This is a genomic window from Candidatus Bathyarchaeota archaeon, assembly GCA_030739585.1.
GTDB lineage: Archaea > Thermoproteota > Bathyarchaeia > TCS64 > TCS64.
In genome coordinates, this window is sequence record JASLYX010000007.1 from 15154 (window position 1) to 29726 (window position 14573).

At 45.5% G+C, this 14573-nt stretch carries 13 protein-coding genes and 1 tRNA gene; 7 read left to right on the forward strand and 7 right to left on the reverse strand.

Features of this window, described 5'->3' with window-relative positions; translation table 11 throughout:
* Positions 1–47 precede the first annotated feature (47 nt).
* The gene (locus QGG23_06440) at positions 48–608 is read right to left on the reverse strand and encodes a lactate utilization protein (protein MDP6049063.1); all 561 of its coding nucleotides are present in this window, start codon (positions 606–608) and stop codon (positions 48–50) included.
* 683 nt (positions 609–1291) lie between these two features.
* Here QGG23_06440 and QGG23_06445 point away from each other — a divergent pair.
* Positions 1292–2794 carry an MBL fold metallo-hydrolase gene (locus QGG23_06445; protein MDP6049064.1) on the forward strand — a complete coding sequence of 501 codons (1503 nt, stop codon included), beginning with the start codon at positions 1292–1294 and terminating at the stop codon, positions 2792–2794.
* 108 nt (positions 2795–2902) lie between these two features.
* Positions 2903–3622, forward strand: coding sequence for an HAD family hydrolase (locus QGG23_06450; protein MDP6049065.1), 720 nt, complete (start codon positions 2903–2905; stop codon positions 3620–3622).
* Between the two features lie 350 nt (positions 3623–3972).
* Here the strand turns inward: QGG23_06450 and QGG23_06455 are convergent, their stop codons facing one another.
* Positions 3973–4578: an indolepyruvate oxidoreductase subunit beta gene (locus QGG23_06455; GenBank protein MDP6049066.1), complete on the reverse strand. Its 606-nt coding sequence runs from the start codon at positions 4576–4578 to the stop codon at positions 3973–3975.
* Positions 4579–6471: an indolepyruvate ferredoxin oxidoreductase subunit alpha gene (iorA, locus tag QGG23_06460; protein ID MDP6049067.1), complete on the reverse strand. Its 1893-nt coding sequence runs from the start codon at positions 6469–6471 to the stop codon at positions 4579–4581. It lies immediately after the preceding gene.
* Between the two features lie 139 nt (positions 6472–6610).
* Between iorA and QGG23_06465 the strand changes: the two genes are divergently transcribed.
* A tRNA-Ser gene (locus QGG23_06465) sits at positions 6611–6697 on the forward strand.
* Positions 6698–6771: 74 nt separating this feature from the next.
* Here QGG23_06465 and QGG23_06470 read toward each other — a convergent pair.
* Both QGG23_06470 and QGG23_06475 read right to left on the reverse strand, forming a co-directional pair.
* Entirely contained in the window at positions 6772–7473 is a 702-nt protein-coding gene (locus tag QGG23_06470; GenBank protein ID MDP6049068.1) for an ECF transporter S component, read from the reverse strand.
* Between the two features lie 549 nt (positions 7474–8022).
* Complete coding sequence (locus tag QGG23_06475; protein MDP6049069.1) at positions 8023–9681, reverse strand: glycosyltransferase family 39 protein; 1659 nt, start codon at positions 9679–9681, stop codon at positions 8023–8025.
* Positions 9682–9770: 89 nt separating this feature from the next.
* Here QGG23_06475 and QGG23_06480 point away from each other — a divergent pair, with 89 nt between their 5' ends.
* From QGG23_06480 to QGG23_06495, 4 genes are all read left to right on the forward strand, one after another.
* Positions 9771–10475 (forward strand): glycosyltransferase, encoded by a 705-nt coding sequence (locus tag QGG23_06480; GenBank protein MDP6049070.1) that lies wholly within the window; start codon positions 9771–9773, stop codon positions 10473–10475.
* 86 nt (positions 10476–10561) lie between these two features.
* A complete protein-coding gene (locus tag QGG23_06485; protein MDP6049071.1) occupies positions 10562–12181 on the forward strand; it encodes an amidohydrolase in 1620 nt (539 codons plus the stop codon).
* A 72-nt stretch (positions 12182–12253) separates the two neighbouring features.
* On the forward strand, positions 12254–12754 hold the full coding sequence (locus tag QGG23_06490) for a nitroreductase (protein MDP6049072.1): 501 nt from the start codon (positions 12254–12256) through the stop codon (positions 12752–12754).
* Positions 12751–13044, forward strand: a complete 294-nt coding sequence (locus QGG23_06495) for a hypothetical protein (GenBank protein MDP6049073.1) — start codon at positions 12751–12753, stop codon at positions 13042–13044. The genes QGG23_06490 and QGG23_06495 overlap by 4 nt, the downstream gene beginning before the upstream one ends.
* 10 nt (positions 13045–13054) lie before the next feature.
* On the opposite strand, the gene QGG23_06500 is transcribed toward QGG23_06495, so the two are convergent.
* Positions 13055–13798, reverse strand: a complete 744-nt coding sequence (locus QGG23_06500; GenBank protein MDP6049074.1) for an amidohydrolase family protein — start codon at positions 13796–13798, stop codon at positions 13055–13057.
* Positions 13799–13803: 5 nt separating this feature from the next.
* Positions 13804–14550, reverse strand: a complete 747-nt coding sequence (locus tag QGG23_06505; GenBank protein ID MDP6049075.1) for an amidohydrolase family protein — start codon at positions 14548–14550, stop codon at positions 13804–13806.
* Positions 14551–14573: the final 23 nt, after the last annotated feature.

The window sequence follows — 14573 nt, forward strand, 5'->3', positions numbered from 1 at the left end:
CGTCGTTGATGCGTATAGGATAATCGGATCCATTCTGGGCGCGCGCCTCAGTACCCCAGCTTCTCCCCCACCAAGACCACGGTGAACGGCGTCCGCCTGGGCCTCCGGCGGATGATAGTGGTTATCCCGCAGATCCTCTCAGGCGCCACGCAGTCGCTGCACTCTCCCGTCTCGGAGCACGGAATTTTTGGGTGAAGCCTCCTCGCGTTCATGGGCGCCGCAATGTTGCTCGCCCTCCACAGCCCCTCCTCTAGATCCCCCGTGATCTTGTTCACCCCCGCTACCACGATCACCTTCTTAGGTCCGAAGATCATCGCGGCCACCCTCTGACCAGTCCCATCGATGTTAACCAGCTCCCCGGTCTCGGTGACCGCGTTGGTGCCTGTGATGAACACGTCCGAGTTGACGTGGGCGCGCCGGATCTCGATGACCTCCTCCGGGGACGCTCCCTCACGCCCCGCCTTCCAGTGATTTGCCACATCGACGCCCCGCGCTTCCAATGCGTCCACCAGCCCCATCTCCCTCAACGTCATCGAGCCCCCGAGACCCACAGACGACCTCTCAGGACCCGGGGAGAGCCTCCTCCGCCGTAGGATGGAACTATACATCGAACCCGTTTCGCTCAAGAGCACTCAAAGTGTTCTCCACACTGAGCCTCTCATGCCACTCCCTCGCCTCCATTAAACCAAACACCCCTTCCTGGAGTTACATCCGACGGTTTTAGAGTCCCGTTCATGGATGGGTGCCATTCCTTGACTAGTTCATGATTTCTGGTTACTAGGCTTCCGCTTCGTTTCAAAGCAGCCTTTCTTATTAGACCGCCTCGCTTCTCATTGAAGCAGTACGGACAACCAGTTCCACATGTTCTGTTATTGGGAGTAGCTTCCCATTCATGCCCTCGACTGCACCTCCACCAGACCTTCTTGCGACTTCCTGGAGTTAATCCTATCTGGTGTTGAATTCCCATTTTTGGTTGGGTACCATTCCTTGGCTAGCTCAGGGTGTTTAACAGCCAGATTGTGATCTGGGGAAATCTTCAACTCAGATAAATCACTGTGCTACCGCATAAAAAACCCGCCAATAAACTGCGAGATAAGGTCCACTCTGTTAGGGGACTCATGATTCTACAAGGATGCATATGAGGTTTTTCGTCATAGGTAAGGCGTTATAATATGTAAGTTCATTTCACCTGCGCGCATATAGAACAAGCTTCATAGAAACCATTTCACCATGCGCGCGTTTTAGACCTATAGGTTAATGGATATCAAACCACGTTGATACTATGAGGCTAATGGCAAATCTTCGTTTTTTTGGTGGCGTTAACGAAATCGGGGGTAATAAGATTTTACTCGAGGATGGGGACGCTCGAATTTTCCTTGATTTTGGTATGAGTTTTGGTCAGTCTGGTAAATATTTCAGCGAGTTTCTGAATGCTCGAAAATGCAATGGAATACAAGATTTTATTAAAACAGGACTATTGCCTGATTTAGAAGGGATATATAGACAGGATTATCTGCGTCACATGGGAAGGAAAAAAGAAGATCGTACCATTGATGCAGTTATTATCAGCCATGCTCACATGGACCACGTTTCTTATGTCCATCATATTAGAAGTGACATCGAGATCATCCTGAGTCCTGGAAGTCACGCGATTCTCTCCTCGCTGCAGGAATCAGGACGATCAGGTTGGCAAGATTATCTCACGGTTACTCCGAGTTTTATGATCAAAGAAAAGACAAGGGGTGATGGTTATACAAAGGTTACTTCGAGGGATGGAGTGATAAATAGGCCATTAAGAGTATTGGAGTCCGGTGAGAAACATCAAATTGGGGACCTTGAAATTATTCCTTATGCGGTCGATCATAGTCTACCTGGAGCCACGGCTTATCTAATACATACCTCAGAGGGTACAATACTATATACTGGCGACTTTAGGTTTCATGGATATTTTGGGCATAAGACTTCAGAGATGGTTGAAGCGGTATCGTCGGAACGGATTGACATAGTAATAACGGAGGGAACAAGGATAAATGAAGATACGGGCACCTCTGAACAGGACGTTTATGATCAGGCAAAAGAGATTATACGCGGCTCTAAAGGATTAGCTGTGCTTACCTTTCCACCGCGTGATTTGACAAGGCTCTTGACATTTTATCGTATTGCTAAAGAGGTCGGGCGGAGTTTAGTAATTGGGTTCAGGCAGGCGAATCTACTTGAATATTTCTCAAAGATTAGTGATGAATTTCCATCTGTTGATGACCCAAATATCCGCATTTTCGCTGATCGAAAGGGATGGGGAACTGTTGGACAGGATGACCTCCCGAGTAATATAGATGGCGTCACTATTCCTCAGAATATTTGTGATCAAGACTATGGAAAGTGGGAGAGAAAATATCTTGAGTACCCAAATACAGTCAATTTTCTTGATCTTAAGGACCAGTCCAAATACATGCTCTTCTGCAGTTATTTCCAGTTGAATGAGTTGATCGATATCAACCCAGTTCTAGGAAGTACGTATCTCCGGAGCATTACTGAACCTTTCAACGATGAAATGAAGCTTGACTCTGAACGAGTGTTTAATTGGTTAAATCTCTTCGACTTGAAGTTGTTTGGTATGGAAAAGAAGGATAAACTTCATGCATCTGGACATGCGTCAGGAACAGAGGTGTTTGATATGCTACGTATAATCCAGCCAAAGAGCGTAATCCCGATTCATACCGAGAACCCGAAGAAATTCCAAGAAAGCAAACATAACATAGTATTTGTTGAACAAGGAAAAGTTATCCAGATATGACTGAATGGTCTATTCTTTCATTTGTACTTTCTTGGTCTATTTATCGAGAGTGCATGAAGTCTAAAGTATATCTTTAATCAAATATGTGTTAATATCCAAGTGAATTTTTTGATTGATACAATATTATTAGATTGTTGGGGAACAATCATCCAGGCACCCCATTTAATGAAACAAGGAATAGTCACAACACATTTCCATAAAATATTAGCCGATCAAGGACACAAAGTTGAATATAATGCATTTAGGGCCGCATACAAAAGATCTGCAAAAGCACAAAATATTCTGGCAAACAATACATGGGAAGAGTTCGATCACGAAAAACGATTACTTGAGACTCTTAAGGGAATAAACTTTAAAGAAGCAAAACTGTCAAACATCGTGAAAGAACTTTGGAAAGAATATCTTACACTATGGCCGATCCATTCAAAACCCTATAAAGAAACAATGCCTCTTCTCAATATGCTTAAAGAAAGTTACAAAATTGGGCTTGTTACTAACTTTGTTGACGGGCCAACAGCGCGAAAAGTATTTGATAGGTATCAATTCGAAAGAATTTTTGATGTTATAGTAATTTCCGGGGAAGTTGGATACAGGAAGCCAAAACGACTTTTATTCGACCTTGCACTTTCCAAGCTACATTCGACCGTGGAAAAATCAATAATGGTAGGAGACACGGTAATAGCAGATGTGATTGGACCAAAGGAGATAGGAATGAATGCGATTCTACTTGATGAGGATGGCTCCAAGGTGAAAAGCCATTATTTAGCGGATACCGTAATTTCAAATATTTGGGAATTACCGAACGCACTCAAGCACATTTATCAGTGAATTCATTAGGACCCTATTGATTTAGAGACATCTAGGTCTACACATATTGTATTTATTAATTCCAATGCTGTGCCTCTGGATGCTAGAGATTGATAAGAAGAGTCTTAATCGCGCATGAGATAAGTTCAAGATATGATAGTATGACTATCAAAATACATGTAAAACTACTGAAAAAACAAAATAATATCGTGGAATAGTCAGACTATTACTACCGATCTGCAGCATTGTACGGTTTCTATACTTGAACTCAGTGGCTGCATAGTCCCACATAGTCCGGAACTATTTATTCGGACTGTTACGCGCGCGACGGGAAAGGACCAAGCCAACGAGCAGTGATTTTTTCCTTGGATCTACTTTGAATAATTCATGTAAGCTGCTTGACCCATCTTGAAAGCACTTAGATTGGTCTCAAGATATGTAGCCCTGATACTATTTCGCATCGCAGCGATCACGATTTCCTTATCAAAGGGCAGCTTTCCACTTTCAACAGTAGCCCCCAACATCACCATATTTGTAGAGATGGCATCGCCAGCTTTCTCTGCTATGGCTGTAGCATCAAACGTTATGATGTCCGATGTTACCTCCTTTAGGAGGGATAATAACGAATCCTCAGAGGGGTACTCCATCATCCCTGAGATTACTTCCACTGGGGGGAACTTTCGAAGGTTTACCAGAGCTAGCCCTCCATCCTTCAAGTATTGGACCCCCTGCCTGACTGCTTCACCTATCTCAAAGCCTAGGAGGACATCTGCCTCTCCAGGTCTAATCTGAGAGCTTTCGGCACCCTCTCCTATTTGAATGTGACCCATAACCGGTCCTCCTCTCTGTGCCATTCCATATGTCTCCCCTATCTTGACAGGGAGCCCGGCATCGATGGCGGATTGGGCGATGAGCCTGGACGCCAAAAGAGTACCCTGACCTCCGACACCGGCTATTACCAATCTGAAGACGCCCATCTAAGAACCCTCTGGGAGGATTGCATCGAATGGACATATCTGTGCACAGACGTCACAACCCGTACAGATTGACGAGTCTACCCAGGCCTTCTTATTCTCCGGTTTCCAGCCGAGGGCTGGACAGCCAAACTGGCTTGTGCAGATTGTGCAACCTGTGCATAGGTCTTCATCGACGTAGTATGGGACGGGCTTCTCAGGCCTCATTGCCCTTACCTCCTCCATGGAGCATGCTCTTCTAGCGATCACCATGGCGACTCCTTCTGCTTCTAGCATTCTCTCAAACGTCCCTTGAGCTGCCTCCAAGTCATAGGGGTCTACTATCTCAAGGAAGTCAACGCCAAGGCTCCTGGCGATATTTTCAATTGGGATTTTCTTAACAGGTTTTCCCATTGCCGTATTCCCGCTTTGGGGAGTAGGCTGGAAACCGGTCATGGCAACCGTTCCATTATCTGCAACAACTATCTTTATAGATGAACCATTAGCAACAGCGTTTACGAGGGAAGGTATTCCCGAGTGAAAGAAAGTGCCATCCCCTATCCAAGCTATGGTATCGATGCCTACCTTTTCCATCCCTTGGGAGACTCCGATACTTGCCCCCATACAGAAGTAGGTGTCCTCAAAGCTCATGGGGGGTGCATGGGAGAGGCCGTAGCAGCCTATATCACCATTTACTACCACATCCTTAAGATCGCCCTTTACCTTCTTTACTGCTTTCTTGAGGGCGTGGATCGATGCCCTGTGAGGACAACCGGAGCAGAGAGTCAACATTCGATCAAATAAAAGTTCGCCTGTCTTTTTCATAACTCCGGACCGATCAATTTCATCCACAGAGATTCCTAGGAGTCCCCCGAGTGCACTATCGAGAATCGAGGGGCTTAACTCACCACCTCTTGGGAGATTTCCTGTCTCTCGTCCAAGTATCGTTGTGTCCAAGGCCATATCTTTTGCGAGAGATTTGACATGCATCTCTACAAATGGATCAACCTCTTCCACAACTAGAACTGTCTTCACACCATTCAACAAACTCGCAAGTTTCCTCCGGGGAAGGGGATGCGGGGTTGCAAGCTTAAGATAAGCTATATCTGAGTCGACACCTAGATTTCTGATCGAATCTAGGACATATTTGAATGCAAAGCCTACGCCGATAACCCCTATTTTCTCGCCCCCGTTTAACTTCAACTGATTGAAATCCACTTCATCGAACTCTTCTTGAACACTATCCAGCTTATCTTGGCGCTCTGCATGTCTCCTAAACAGCTTCTCAAATCCCGCCACCCTGTAGCTAAATCCTTCCCAGTCGAACTCTGGAGTCCTTCCTAGCCTCTCGATGGAGCCCAAGTTGACATCGCTCCTCATATGGCTCAGCCGAGTAACTGTCCTAATCATGACCGGAAGTTTTACCCTTTCCGAAAGATCGAACGCGTAGCGTGTAAAATCCTTTGCTTCTTGGGGACTTGACGGCTCCAAGACGGGGACGCAGTTCTGCTTAGCTAGCCAGCGGTTATCTTGCTCGGTCCTGCTACTATGCTGGGATGGATCATCAGTTGAGACGAAGACGAACCCGCCGTTTACACCTCTTAGGCTAACGGGATTAAGAACATCAAGTGCAACGTTGAGCCCTACATGCTTCATAGAGACTAGGCATCTCTGACCGCACAATGATGCCCCATAAGCAACCTCGAAGGCTATCTTTTCATTAACAGACCACTCAAAATACAGACCTGCTGCAGTAGATACCCTACTCAGAGTATTGCCAATCTCTGAGGAGGGGGTGCCCGGATATGCTGTCGCCATTGTAGCACCTGCTTCTATTGCTCCTCTTGCAATTGCTTCATTCCCCATGAGGAGGACAGTCTTTCCTGGTTCATCGATTACTACGGGATGAGTGGACATTTCATTCCCTTATGCGTCTATGTGGCTCTAAAAAAAGGCTTCGTGCAAATTACAAGATACTTTGGAAAACCTTAAAGCTCTGCTGAGATTTGCTTAAGTTCTGGGTACCTTGACTAACGCCAGGGCATAAGGTAACCGTGCCGGGATTTCCTAGCCTGGTAAGGAGCAGGCCTGCTAAGTCTGTGACCGTAAGGTCGCGAGGGTTCAAATCCCTCTCCCGGCGCCAGATCATAACGCCAGCTGTGATCTTCACAAAAGATTCAAACAGTTTAATGAAAATCGAGTTTGTCAAAAAGAATATCAGTCTTCAAGAAACTCGCGAATCCAGGCACCCCCAATAATGCCTGGAACCCTTTGGAGAGCTGCCTTCGTCAAAATATACGCAGGGAATATGGATACGGCCGAGTGGATCATATTATACACAGCTGTGAGCAATAGCGAATAAATAACGACGTCCCCAGTCGTCTCGGCAGGGAACCTTATTGAGGCCAAAATGGGGGCAATGAAATCCACGTAATATGGTGCGATATACAAAAGCACTAGATAATTAAAGACAGACATAACAATCACCCGGAAGAGACTTCCGAAAAGAAGTCCTGTGACCAGGCTGTTGTCCATTGTGGTTTTGGCAGCCTTTTCGGAGACCCCTCTTGAGGCAACACTATTTTTTCTGGAAACTTTACGGTAAACCATAGAAGCTACCCAGAACCCAACCATCATCGAAGAGACTGCGGCGAACTTCATCGCTGGTCCAAGTGGGTCACCAGCCCGAAACCATAGCACAAGCCAGTAAATCACGGATGAAAGAAAGCCATAAACTGGCCCCATGAGCATTAGCGTCACCATAACAGGGACCTCTGAAAAATCAAATTTGAGATATGGGAGGAGTGGGAAAGGTATAGTAAGTTTAGTTAGGGTAATCGCCACAGCCATAGCACTAAAGATCGCTGTCACAGCAATTGCAGCGCTAGAGCTGCGTAGACTCCCCTCTTTGGTTTTCATGTCACTCAAAACAAATCCTCTTTAATTATCAGGTTAAAATCTCTAGGCTGATCTCATCTTCAATCAGTATCTACTAATAAAAAGGTTATTACTCATAAAAGCGTAAAATCTTATCTTAGGTCTGAATCTAAGATGACCTATGGGCCATTTTTTTCAAGGTTGAAAATGTGAGTATGTTTTATTTATCACTTATTTGACCAAGGCTTTTTTCATGATTTTATTGAGATTATGAAACTCACGGATTAAGTTTATGCCCTAATTTATCTCGATTTTGAGAACTCGAATCCACATGTAATTCTTATATCTATATATTCGCAATATGGCGCTATTCTAGGAGAAATCCTTGCACGCACTGCCGGACATTATCTAGTTTCTCAAAGTATAGGTCTTTTTTTCCGCACTAAATGTTATCATCATCAGACAGGCTCCTTTAGAGTTTTTTCATACAGAGGATAATACAAAAAATTCATAATGTCTGTACATATACGTCTTCAAAAAGTGACCAAAGGTGCGAGCGAGGAACTCGAATAAGGCTTTTTAAGGAAACTTTTAGAAACTCCAGCCTTTCAATATTCTTAGAACTGATCTCAAGGAGTTGTAAATGGGTATTCCAGTGATAACCGGGTAATATAGTGCAAAGACTGAGGCAACTATGAGGAAATATAAAATAATGTTTATTCTTTTTTTCTTCTTATTCCAAGCACTTACCATCCGCCCAGAGATCACTAGGCACAGAATAGGAACGTTTGGATAGTAATGGTACAAGAACAGAGACCTCGATATCAGGACAAACGGAAGCCATTGTAAAACAAACATGACCACTAGAAAAACTTGAGAGTAAAACCTCTCTTTCACCATCCTAAAAGTTTCGTCAATCATTACAACAAGCCCAATCCACCATACTGCAGGATTACCCATGGCCACAATAGTTGAGGCCCACGCGTTTCCTATTCTAGAAATATAGAGCCAGACGGGCCTAGACAAGAGTGGCCAGCTCCACCAGGGAGATGAGAAGTCATGCCCAACCTCCAAGCCAGAGTGGTAACTGAGCATGTAAAGCTGCCTTTCAAACACATCTTTCCACGAATGCCCCAAACTGATGTATGGCATATAGGTCAGGGAATAGACCAAAAGAAAAGTAGCAAACAATCCTAGAAGAATTAAAAAAACATTCCTATTAATCTCCCCTGCATGCTTTTTTCCATCCTCATGTCTGATGAAACCGAAGCGAATCAGTCCTAGAGTAAAAAACTGTGCTGTTAAGCCTAATGCTGCAGTCCACTTTGTGGCAAAACTCAAACTGGACAGGATTATTGCCGCAAAGAGGGGCCATAGTGAGGCGCCCCATCCCTCTTTAAGTACTTTTTTCAGGTACCTATAAAAAAATAGTAGTGATGCGATAGAGAAAAAGACAAGAAAGGTGTCAATTGTAGCCATCCTTCCCATTGTGAAACGCATGAAGTCGAACCCAAATAGTAGAGCAGAGAAAAGCCCTCCCAGCCATAACCCGCTGATCTCTTTACCCAAAAGGTAGATGACCGGTATCATTGCCGAGGAGAATAAGACTCCTGTGATTCGCCATCCAAATGGGTTATTGCCAAAAAGCGAGATCCCCGACGCGATGATAAGTTTGCCCAATGGGGGATGAGTGTCCTCATAAGGGTCCCGTCTGGAAAGATAATCCACTGCAGCCCTGACATAATAAACCTCATCAAAGATCGATTCGGACAGGTATGTTAGCGGAAATTGGACAAGGTTCTGTTCATCGGTCAAAGCTTCAAAAGAATCTGAGCAGTTATCTTCTCCCCTGACCATTGGGTCCCTGATGCGACCGTCTTCTCCCGTAATTATTATCTCCAAAATCTCGCCCTCTGATCGTTGGAAATTAATCCTCAAGAATCGCGTGAGACTATCCACACTGACCCGCCTCCATTGGTTATAACCCTCAATAGAGGCTTCAATACTTTTTTCCCAGGATCCGGGTGCTCCTGACGATATCTCTAGGTGTAGCTCATCGGTCTGAACCATAAATATGACTTCATGGACATCCATCTGAGATCGTAGATCAACTATTACTTGGGCAGTTTCAGAGGCCATCCATCCAGAGGATGGGATTTCATTGAGACCCAGTTTCCATGATGCCAACAAGAGGAATATCACAGATAAAGTGAGAACGACCGCTGTTTCTCTCTTAATAAGCATCATCATACGGGGCCTCTCACAATTTAGTGTAGTTCTTACATCATTTAGGCGGGCTTCGGATTATTTATCTAGTAGGAGCGGAGTGAAGTAGGGCTTTGGTCAAGATAGTGGCCACCCTTCCGTGTTATAATGACGTTGCTTTCCTAGAGAAAGCTTTGAATGCTTTAAAAAACAAACTCTTGAGCTATGAAGGAGATTTTGTGGTTGTAATTGCTGAGGATGGCTCAACTGATGGCTCAGCCGAGATAGCTAGGAGCTTGGCATTATCGGATTCCAATATTTTCCATTTACACAACAAAAGTAAACTCGGAAGAGGCCTAGCGTTGATGAATGCTTGGGAGAGATTCGACGGCCAGATCTACGCGTATATTGATTGTGATTTAGCTACAGATATGAGATCCTTTCCAAGGCTAATAAGATACATTGAGGAAGGTAATGATCTAGCCATAGGGTCTCGATATATCGAAGGCGCAGTTACTAAACGACCGTTTCTGCGGGGGTTCGCGAGTAAGGGGTACAACCTTATCATTCGGCTTTTGTTCAACAGCGGTATCTATGATCATCAGTGTGGGTTCAAGGCTTTCTCCAGAGACATGGTGATCCACATACTGAAAGAGAGCCGTGATAAACATTGGTTCTGGGATACCGAGGCAATTGTGCTTGCTAGGCGAGGTGGATTCAAGCTCATGGAGTTCCCGGTGATATGGAAGGAGAAAAAAAGAAGCCATACCCCCCTTAAACGATTACTAAAGGATGTCTTGATCCATGGGAAGGGTCTATTAAAACTACTTTTCCGATAATCAAAATGGTTTATCTCGGCCTAAACACGGTCTAGTTTATAATCTATAGTATAGATGGAATAATTATTTTTTAGGGGAAATCTATCTTGACTTTGATAAAAGCTGATAAAGTTCTCGTGAACGGAAAAATTCATAATTTTAGTGGGAGCTCCATCACAGCCCTCGCCATCTATGATTCACGTATTGCCCTTCTAGGCTCCGACAATGAGATACTAGAGTCTGCAGGTCCAAACACCGAGGTCATTAACCTAAGTGGACGTCTGGTAACCCCTGGTTTTATTGATACACATGTACATCCCGCTATGGCTGGGGCGACGATGACAGGGGACATCGACTTTAAGACACTGCAGCCTAAATCAATACTTGAATTCCAGGAGATCGTGAGAAAAAAAGTCTCTGAAACCCAAAAAGGGTGTTGGATTAAAGGCTGGGGATACGACGAAGAACGATTCACAGAGGCCAGACTCCCCAATCGCTGGGAGATAGACACTATTGCTCCTAATAACCCAGTTTTTCTGATCCAAACTTGTGGACACGTTGCAACAGCTAACTCCCGAGCTCTAGAAATTGGCAAGGTGTCCAAGGATATGGATGACCCGAAGCAAGGTATAATCGATAGAAACCACAACGGGGAACCCACAGGGGTCCTCAGGAATAGGGCTCAGCGTCTTATTAAGAAGCACCTTCCCAGAAATGGCCACCGGAGGATGAAAGAGGACTTAAGGATGGCTCTGGAAAGGCTAGCCTCCTATGGTGTGACGAGCATTCACGACGCCTGGGCAGGTCCCAGTCTAATCACGCTCTACCAGGAGCTTCTCTCTGAAGGAAGACTCCCCCTTAGGGTGGGTCTTATTCCTCCAATAGCCAACCAGTTTGAGGGAGACTATCTCTCGCAACTCACTTCTTTGGGGCTGAAAACAGGCTTTGGGAGCCATATGATCAGATTTGTGGGTGCGAAGGTAGCCCTAGACGGTATGCTTAGGAGCGGGACTGCGGCTCTCAGGGAAAACTATGTTGGAAAGAAGGGGGACATGGGGCTTCTCACCATTGACAAGGATGTTCTCCAGGATAAGGTACAAACTTGCCACGCTGCCGGTATCAGGGTTTGCATTCACGCAGAGGGGGATAGAGGCATCGACACAGCCCTTGATGTAATTGAGATGGCTAAAGCGGAGAATCCGGAAGTCAATCTCAGGCATCGAATTGAGCATTTCGGTCTCTGCTATGCTGAACAAATAAATAGAATGAATAAGCTTGGCGTCATTCCATCGGTCTCTATCAACTTTATCCGAGATATCGGTGAGGGCTATGAAAAAGTGCTGGGACCAAAGAGAATTGAGTGGGTATATCCCCTAAAAACACTGGAGGATTATGGCATTATAGGCTCGTGTAACTCCGATTGGCCTGTATCTGTGGGCAACCCAATGATAGGTATCCATTCAGCGGTCGCTAGGAAAACATGGAAAGAAAATGACCTCGGAGTGAGCCAGAAAGTAACTGTTGATGAGGCAGTGAAGGCTTACACCTGGAATGGAGCATATGCCTCCAACGAGGAGGAAATCAAGGGATCCATCGAGGTGGGAAAATTTGCAGACCTAGCAGTGATAGACCGGGACATCTTTACAGTTCCCGTTGATATTATCCTAGAGGCAAAGGTGGATATGACCCTCCTAGGGGGACAAATAGTCTACCAAAGAGCTATTTAATTCTTATATGTTAGCTTAAAAGCAATAAAGAAACACTATTTGCCTGTTTTGATTTAGACAGGAGTTCAGATTATGGATGTAATGGACGCTATCTTGAAGAGACGCAGCACTCGATCTTTCACAAACAAACCGGTCCCAAATGAGGTCGTGGAAAGGCTGCTGGAGGCAGCCCGTTGGGCCCCCTCTGGTGGGAATAGACAGAATTGGAGGTTTATTGAGATTAGGAATCCTAGAAGGCTCGATATGATCAAGATGTTTTCAGCAGGTCTTAAGGGCGACCCTACACTCATTATCGCGATCTGCGGTAAGATCTCTGAGCCCATGAACCTCCTCGACATCGGGATGGCATCAGAAAACATAATGCTTGAGGCAGTTGAGTTAGGGCTTGGGAGTTGCGCCATCGTCTCCTATAGTGAGGGTCCTGTGAAACAGTTTTTGGGGGTACCTGACGACTTGGAGTTGATCCTAGTTCTCTCTATAGGATATCCCGATAAGATTCCAAAACCACGACCAAAGAAGCCACTGAATGAAATCGCCTTTAGTGAAAAATTTGGGGAGGAATTTGGTTCGTGACAGACGAAAAGAGCGGGGAAGACTATATTTTCGAGCTTGCAGGATACCTTGTAACGTGTGCCGCGATGGCTTTGTCCGGTGATCGTGAGGGTTCCCCCAGTTACTCGGCAAACCGTTTCTTGATCGCGCTAAGGAAACTAGTCGATTCCGCGGTCTATGTGGAAGGCCTTAAAAATGATCCTTTCTTGCACAAGATAGTAGAGAAGCTAGACACTATCAAGCTTGAGTATGAGGAAATCCTAAGCCTCCAAATGGAGTTCGCCGTTGAGGCTGGAAAACGCCTAGACTGATTGAGGATATTTAAAAGAGGTCTGCAAAAAGCCTTTTTGCATTCTTACCCAATAGGAGCTCTCGGTAGACTGGGGCCAGAGTAAGGGTTCTTATCTCCTTCACCCCCAGTCCTGGGTGATTCTGAGGCGATTCAGAGCCGAAGCAGATACGTGTTGGCCCTATGTCTTTAACAAGACCCACCCCGCTTGTGATCCCGTTCCTGCCTCCAGTATCTATTATAATATTCCTGTGGACCTTTACCAGCTCCTTTATCCTAGGCCAAAAAGTATTGACCACCAGCCTTACCTCCGGGAACTTGTAGGCCAGCTGGTTAAGGCCATTGTAGAATGTCTCCCTTCCCATGCTCTCACTTTCCCCTGTTTCACTATTTGGGTTGTTGAAGAGGACAGGCAGTTTGTTTTCCATGCATGGGACCATGAGTTCCTCTAGTTTCGATCTACCTCTCCCGAATATATGGTGGAATTCGGGATCCAGCATTACGCCCTTTAGACCCATGCTGACTATCCTCGCGATCTCATCCCTTGCGTCATCTACGGTGGGGTTGATACAGCCGAAGCCTATGAGCTTGTCAGGATGATCTTGGACTACAGCAGAGATTTGATCATTGACCTCCTGAACCTTCATGGATGGGAATGGCATTACGATTGAAACGTCAATGCCATACTTTTCCATGTCTCTTAGGATCTCCTCTGGCTCCTGCTTGAAGTCCATTAAAGGGTGGTGACCAATATGGGTGTGAATGTCAACAATCATTTTGTCTAAATCCCCAAGAGATTCGCTGCAGAGTCTCCGAGGACCATAGCCTTCTGCTCTGGGGTGATGTCTGCAACGCGGACCGCATCTAACATGAGCTCCATATAGTCACCTGCTTTCTCAAACCTACTTCCATAGCCTCCGTTCGAGGAGTCTGAACCAAAAATTATCTTTTCAGGGCCGATGGTCTCTACCGCTTGCTTTATAGCGTATGGGTTTGAATAACAGGTTTCTAAGTAGATGTTGTCGTTCTTCTCTGCTATTTTGGTGCTGAGGAGTTCTGAGTCGAAGCAAGTCCCCCCGCCCATGTGTAATATGACTGTTGGCACATTAGGGAAGCTGTTGGCAATATCACCGATGATATAGGGATGGTTCCTAATGCTGTGATCCGAGTGTATGGCTACAAGCGAATTATAACTCTCTGCTATCTCCATCATAGGGTACATATACCGTGCAACAGTGTGTGTGTGCCCCACCTTCACCCCCTTCCACTTATGCTCCCCTAGATATTTCTCCACCAGCTCGAGGCCGACCTCTTCGTACCGTGGGTCGAAATTTACCAAGGGGATGAATCTATTTGGGTGCTCCCTGGCTGACTTTGCCACGAAAGCATTGTCCTCGGCATCACCGAAGACTCCGAAAACTACCGCCATTTCAACACCTGTAGCGTCCATGTCATCTATGAGAAGGGTGGCTGGTCCCACTGGGGTCCATCGCTGGGAAAGGTGACAATGAGCATCAATTACAACCATAAATTCATCTCTTCTTAACAAAA

Excerpts from the sequence above, each read along its gene's own strand:
- QGG23_06440 (MDP6049063.1), bottom strand. The coding sequence starts at position 608 with ATGTATAGTTCCATCCTACGGCGGAGGAGGCTCTCCCCGGGTCCTGAG.
- QGG23_06445 (MDP6049064.1), top strand. The coding sequence starts at position 1,292 with ATGGCAAATCTTCGTTTTTTTGGTGGCGTTAACGAAATCGGGGGTAAT.
- QGG23_06455 (MDP6049066.1), bottom strand. The coding sequence starts at position 4,578 with ATGGGCGTCTTCAGATTGGTAATAGCCGGTGTCGGAGGTCAGGGTACT.
- iorA (MDP6049067.1), bottom strand. The coding sequence starts at position 6,471 with ATGTCCACTCATCCCGTAGTAATCGATGAACCAGGAAAGACTGTCCTC.
- QGG23_06470 (MDP6049068.1), bottom strand. The coding sequence starts at position 7,473 with ATGAAAACCAAAGAGGGGAGTCTACGCAGCTCTAGCGCTGCAATTGCT.
- QGG23_06475 (MDP6049069.1), bottom strand. The coding sequence starts at position 9,681 with ATGATGATGCTTATTAAGAGAGAAACAGCGGTCGTTCTCACTTTATCT.
- QGG23_06490 (MDP6049072.1), top strand. The coding sequence starts at position 12,254 with ATGGATGTAATGGACGCTATCTTGAAGAGACGCAGCACTCGATCTTTC.
- QGG23_06500 (MDP6049074.1), bottom strand. The coding sequence starts at position 13,798 with ATGATTGTTGACATTCACACCCATATTGGTCACCACCCTTTAATGGAC.
- QGG23_06505 (MDP6049075.1), bottom strand. The coding sequence starts at position 14,550 with ATGGTTGTAATTGATGCTCATTGTCACCTTTCCCAGCGATGGACCCCA.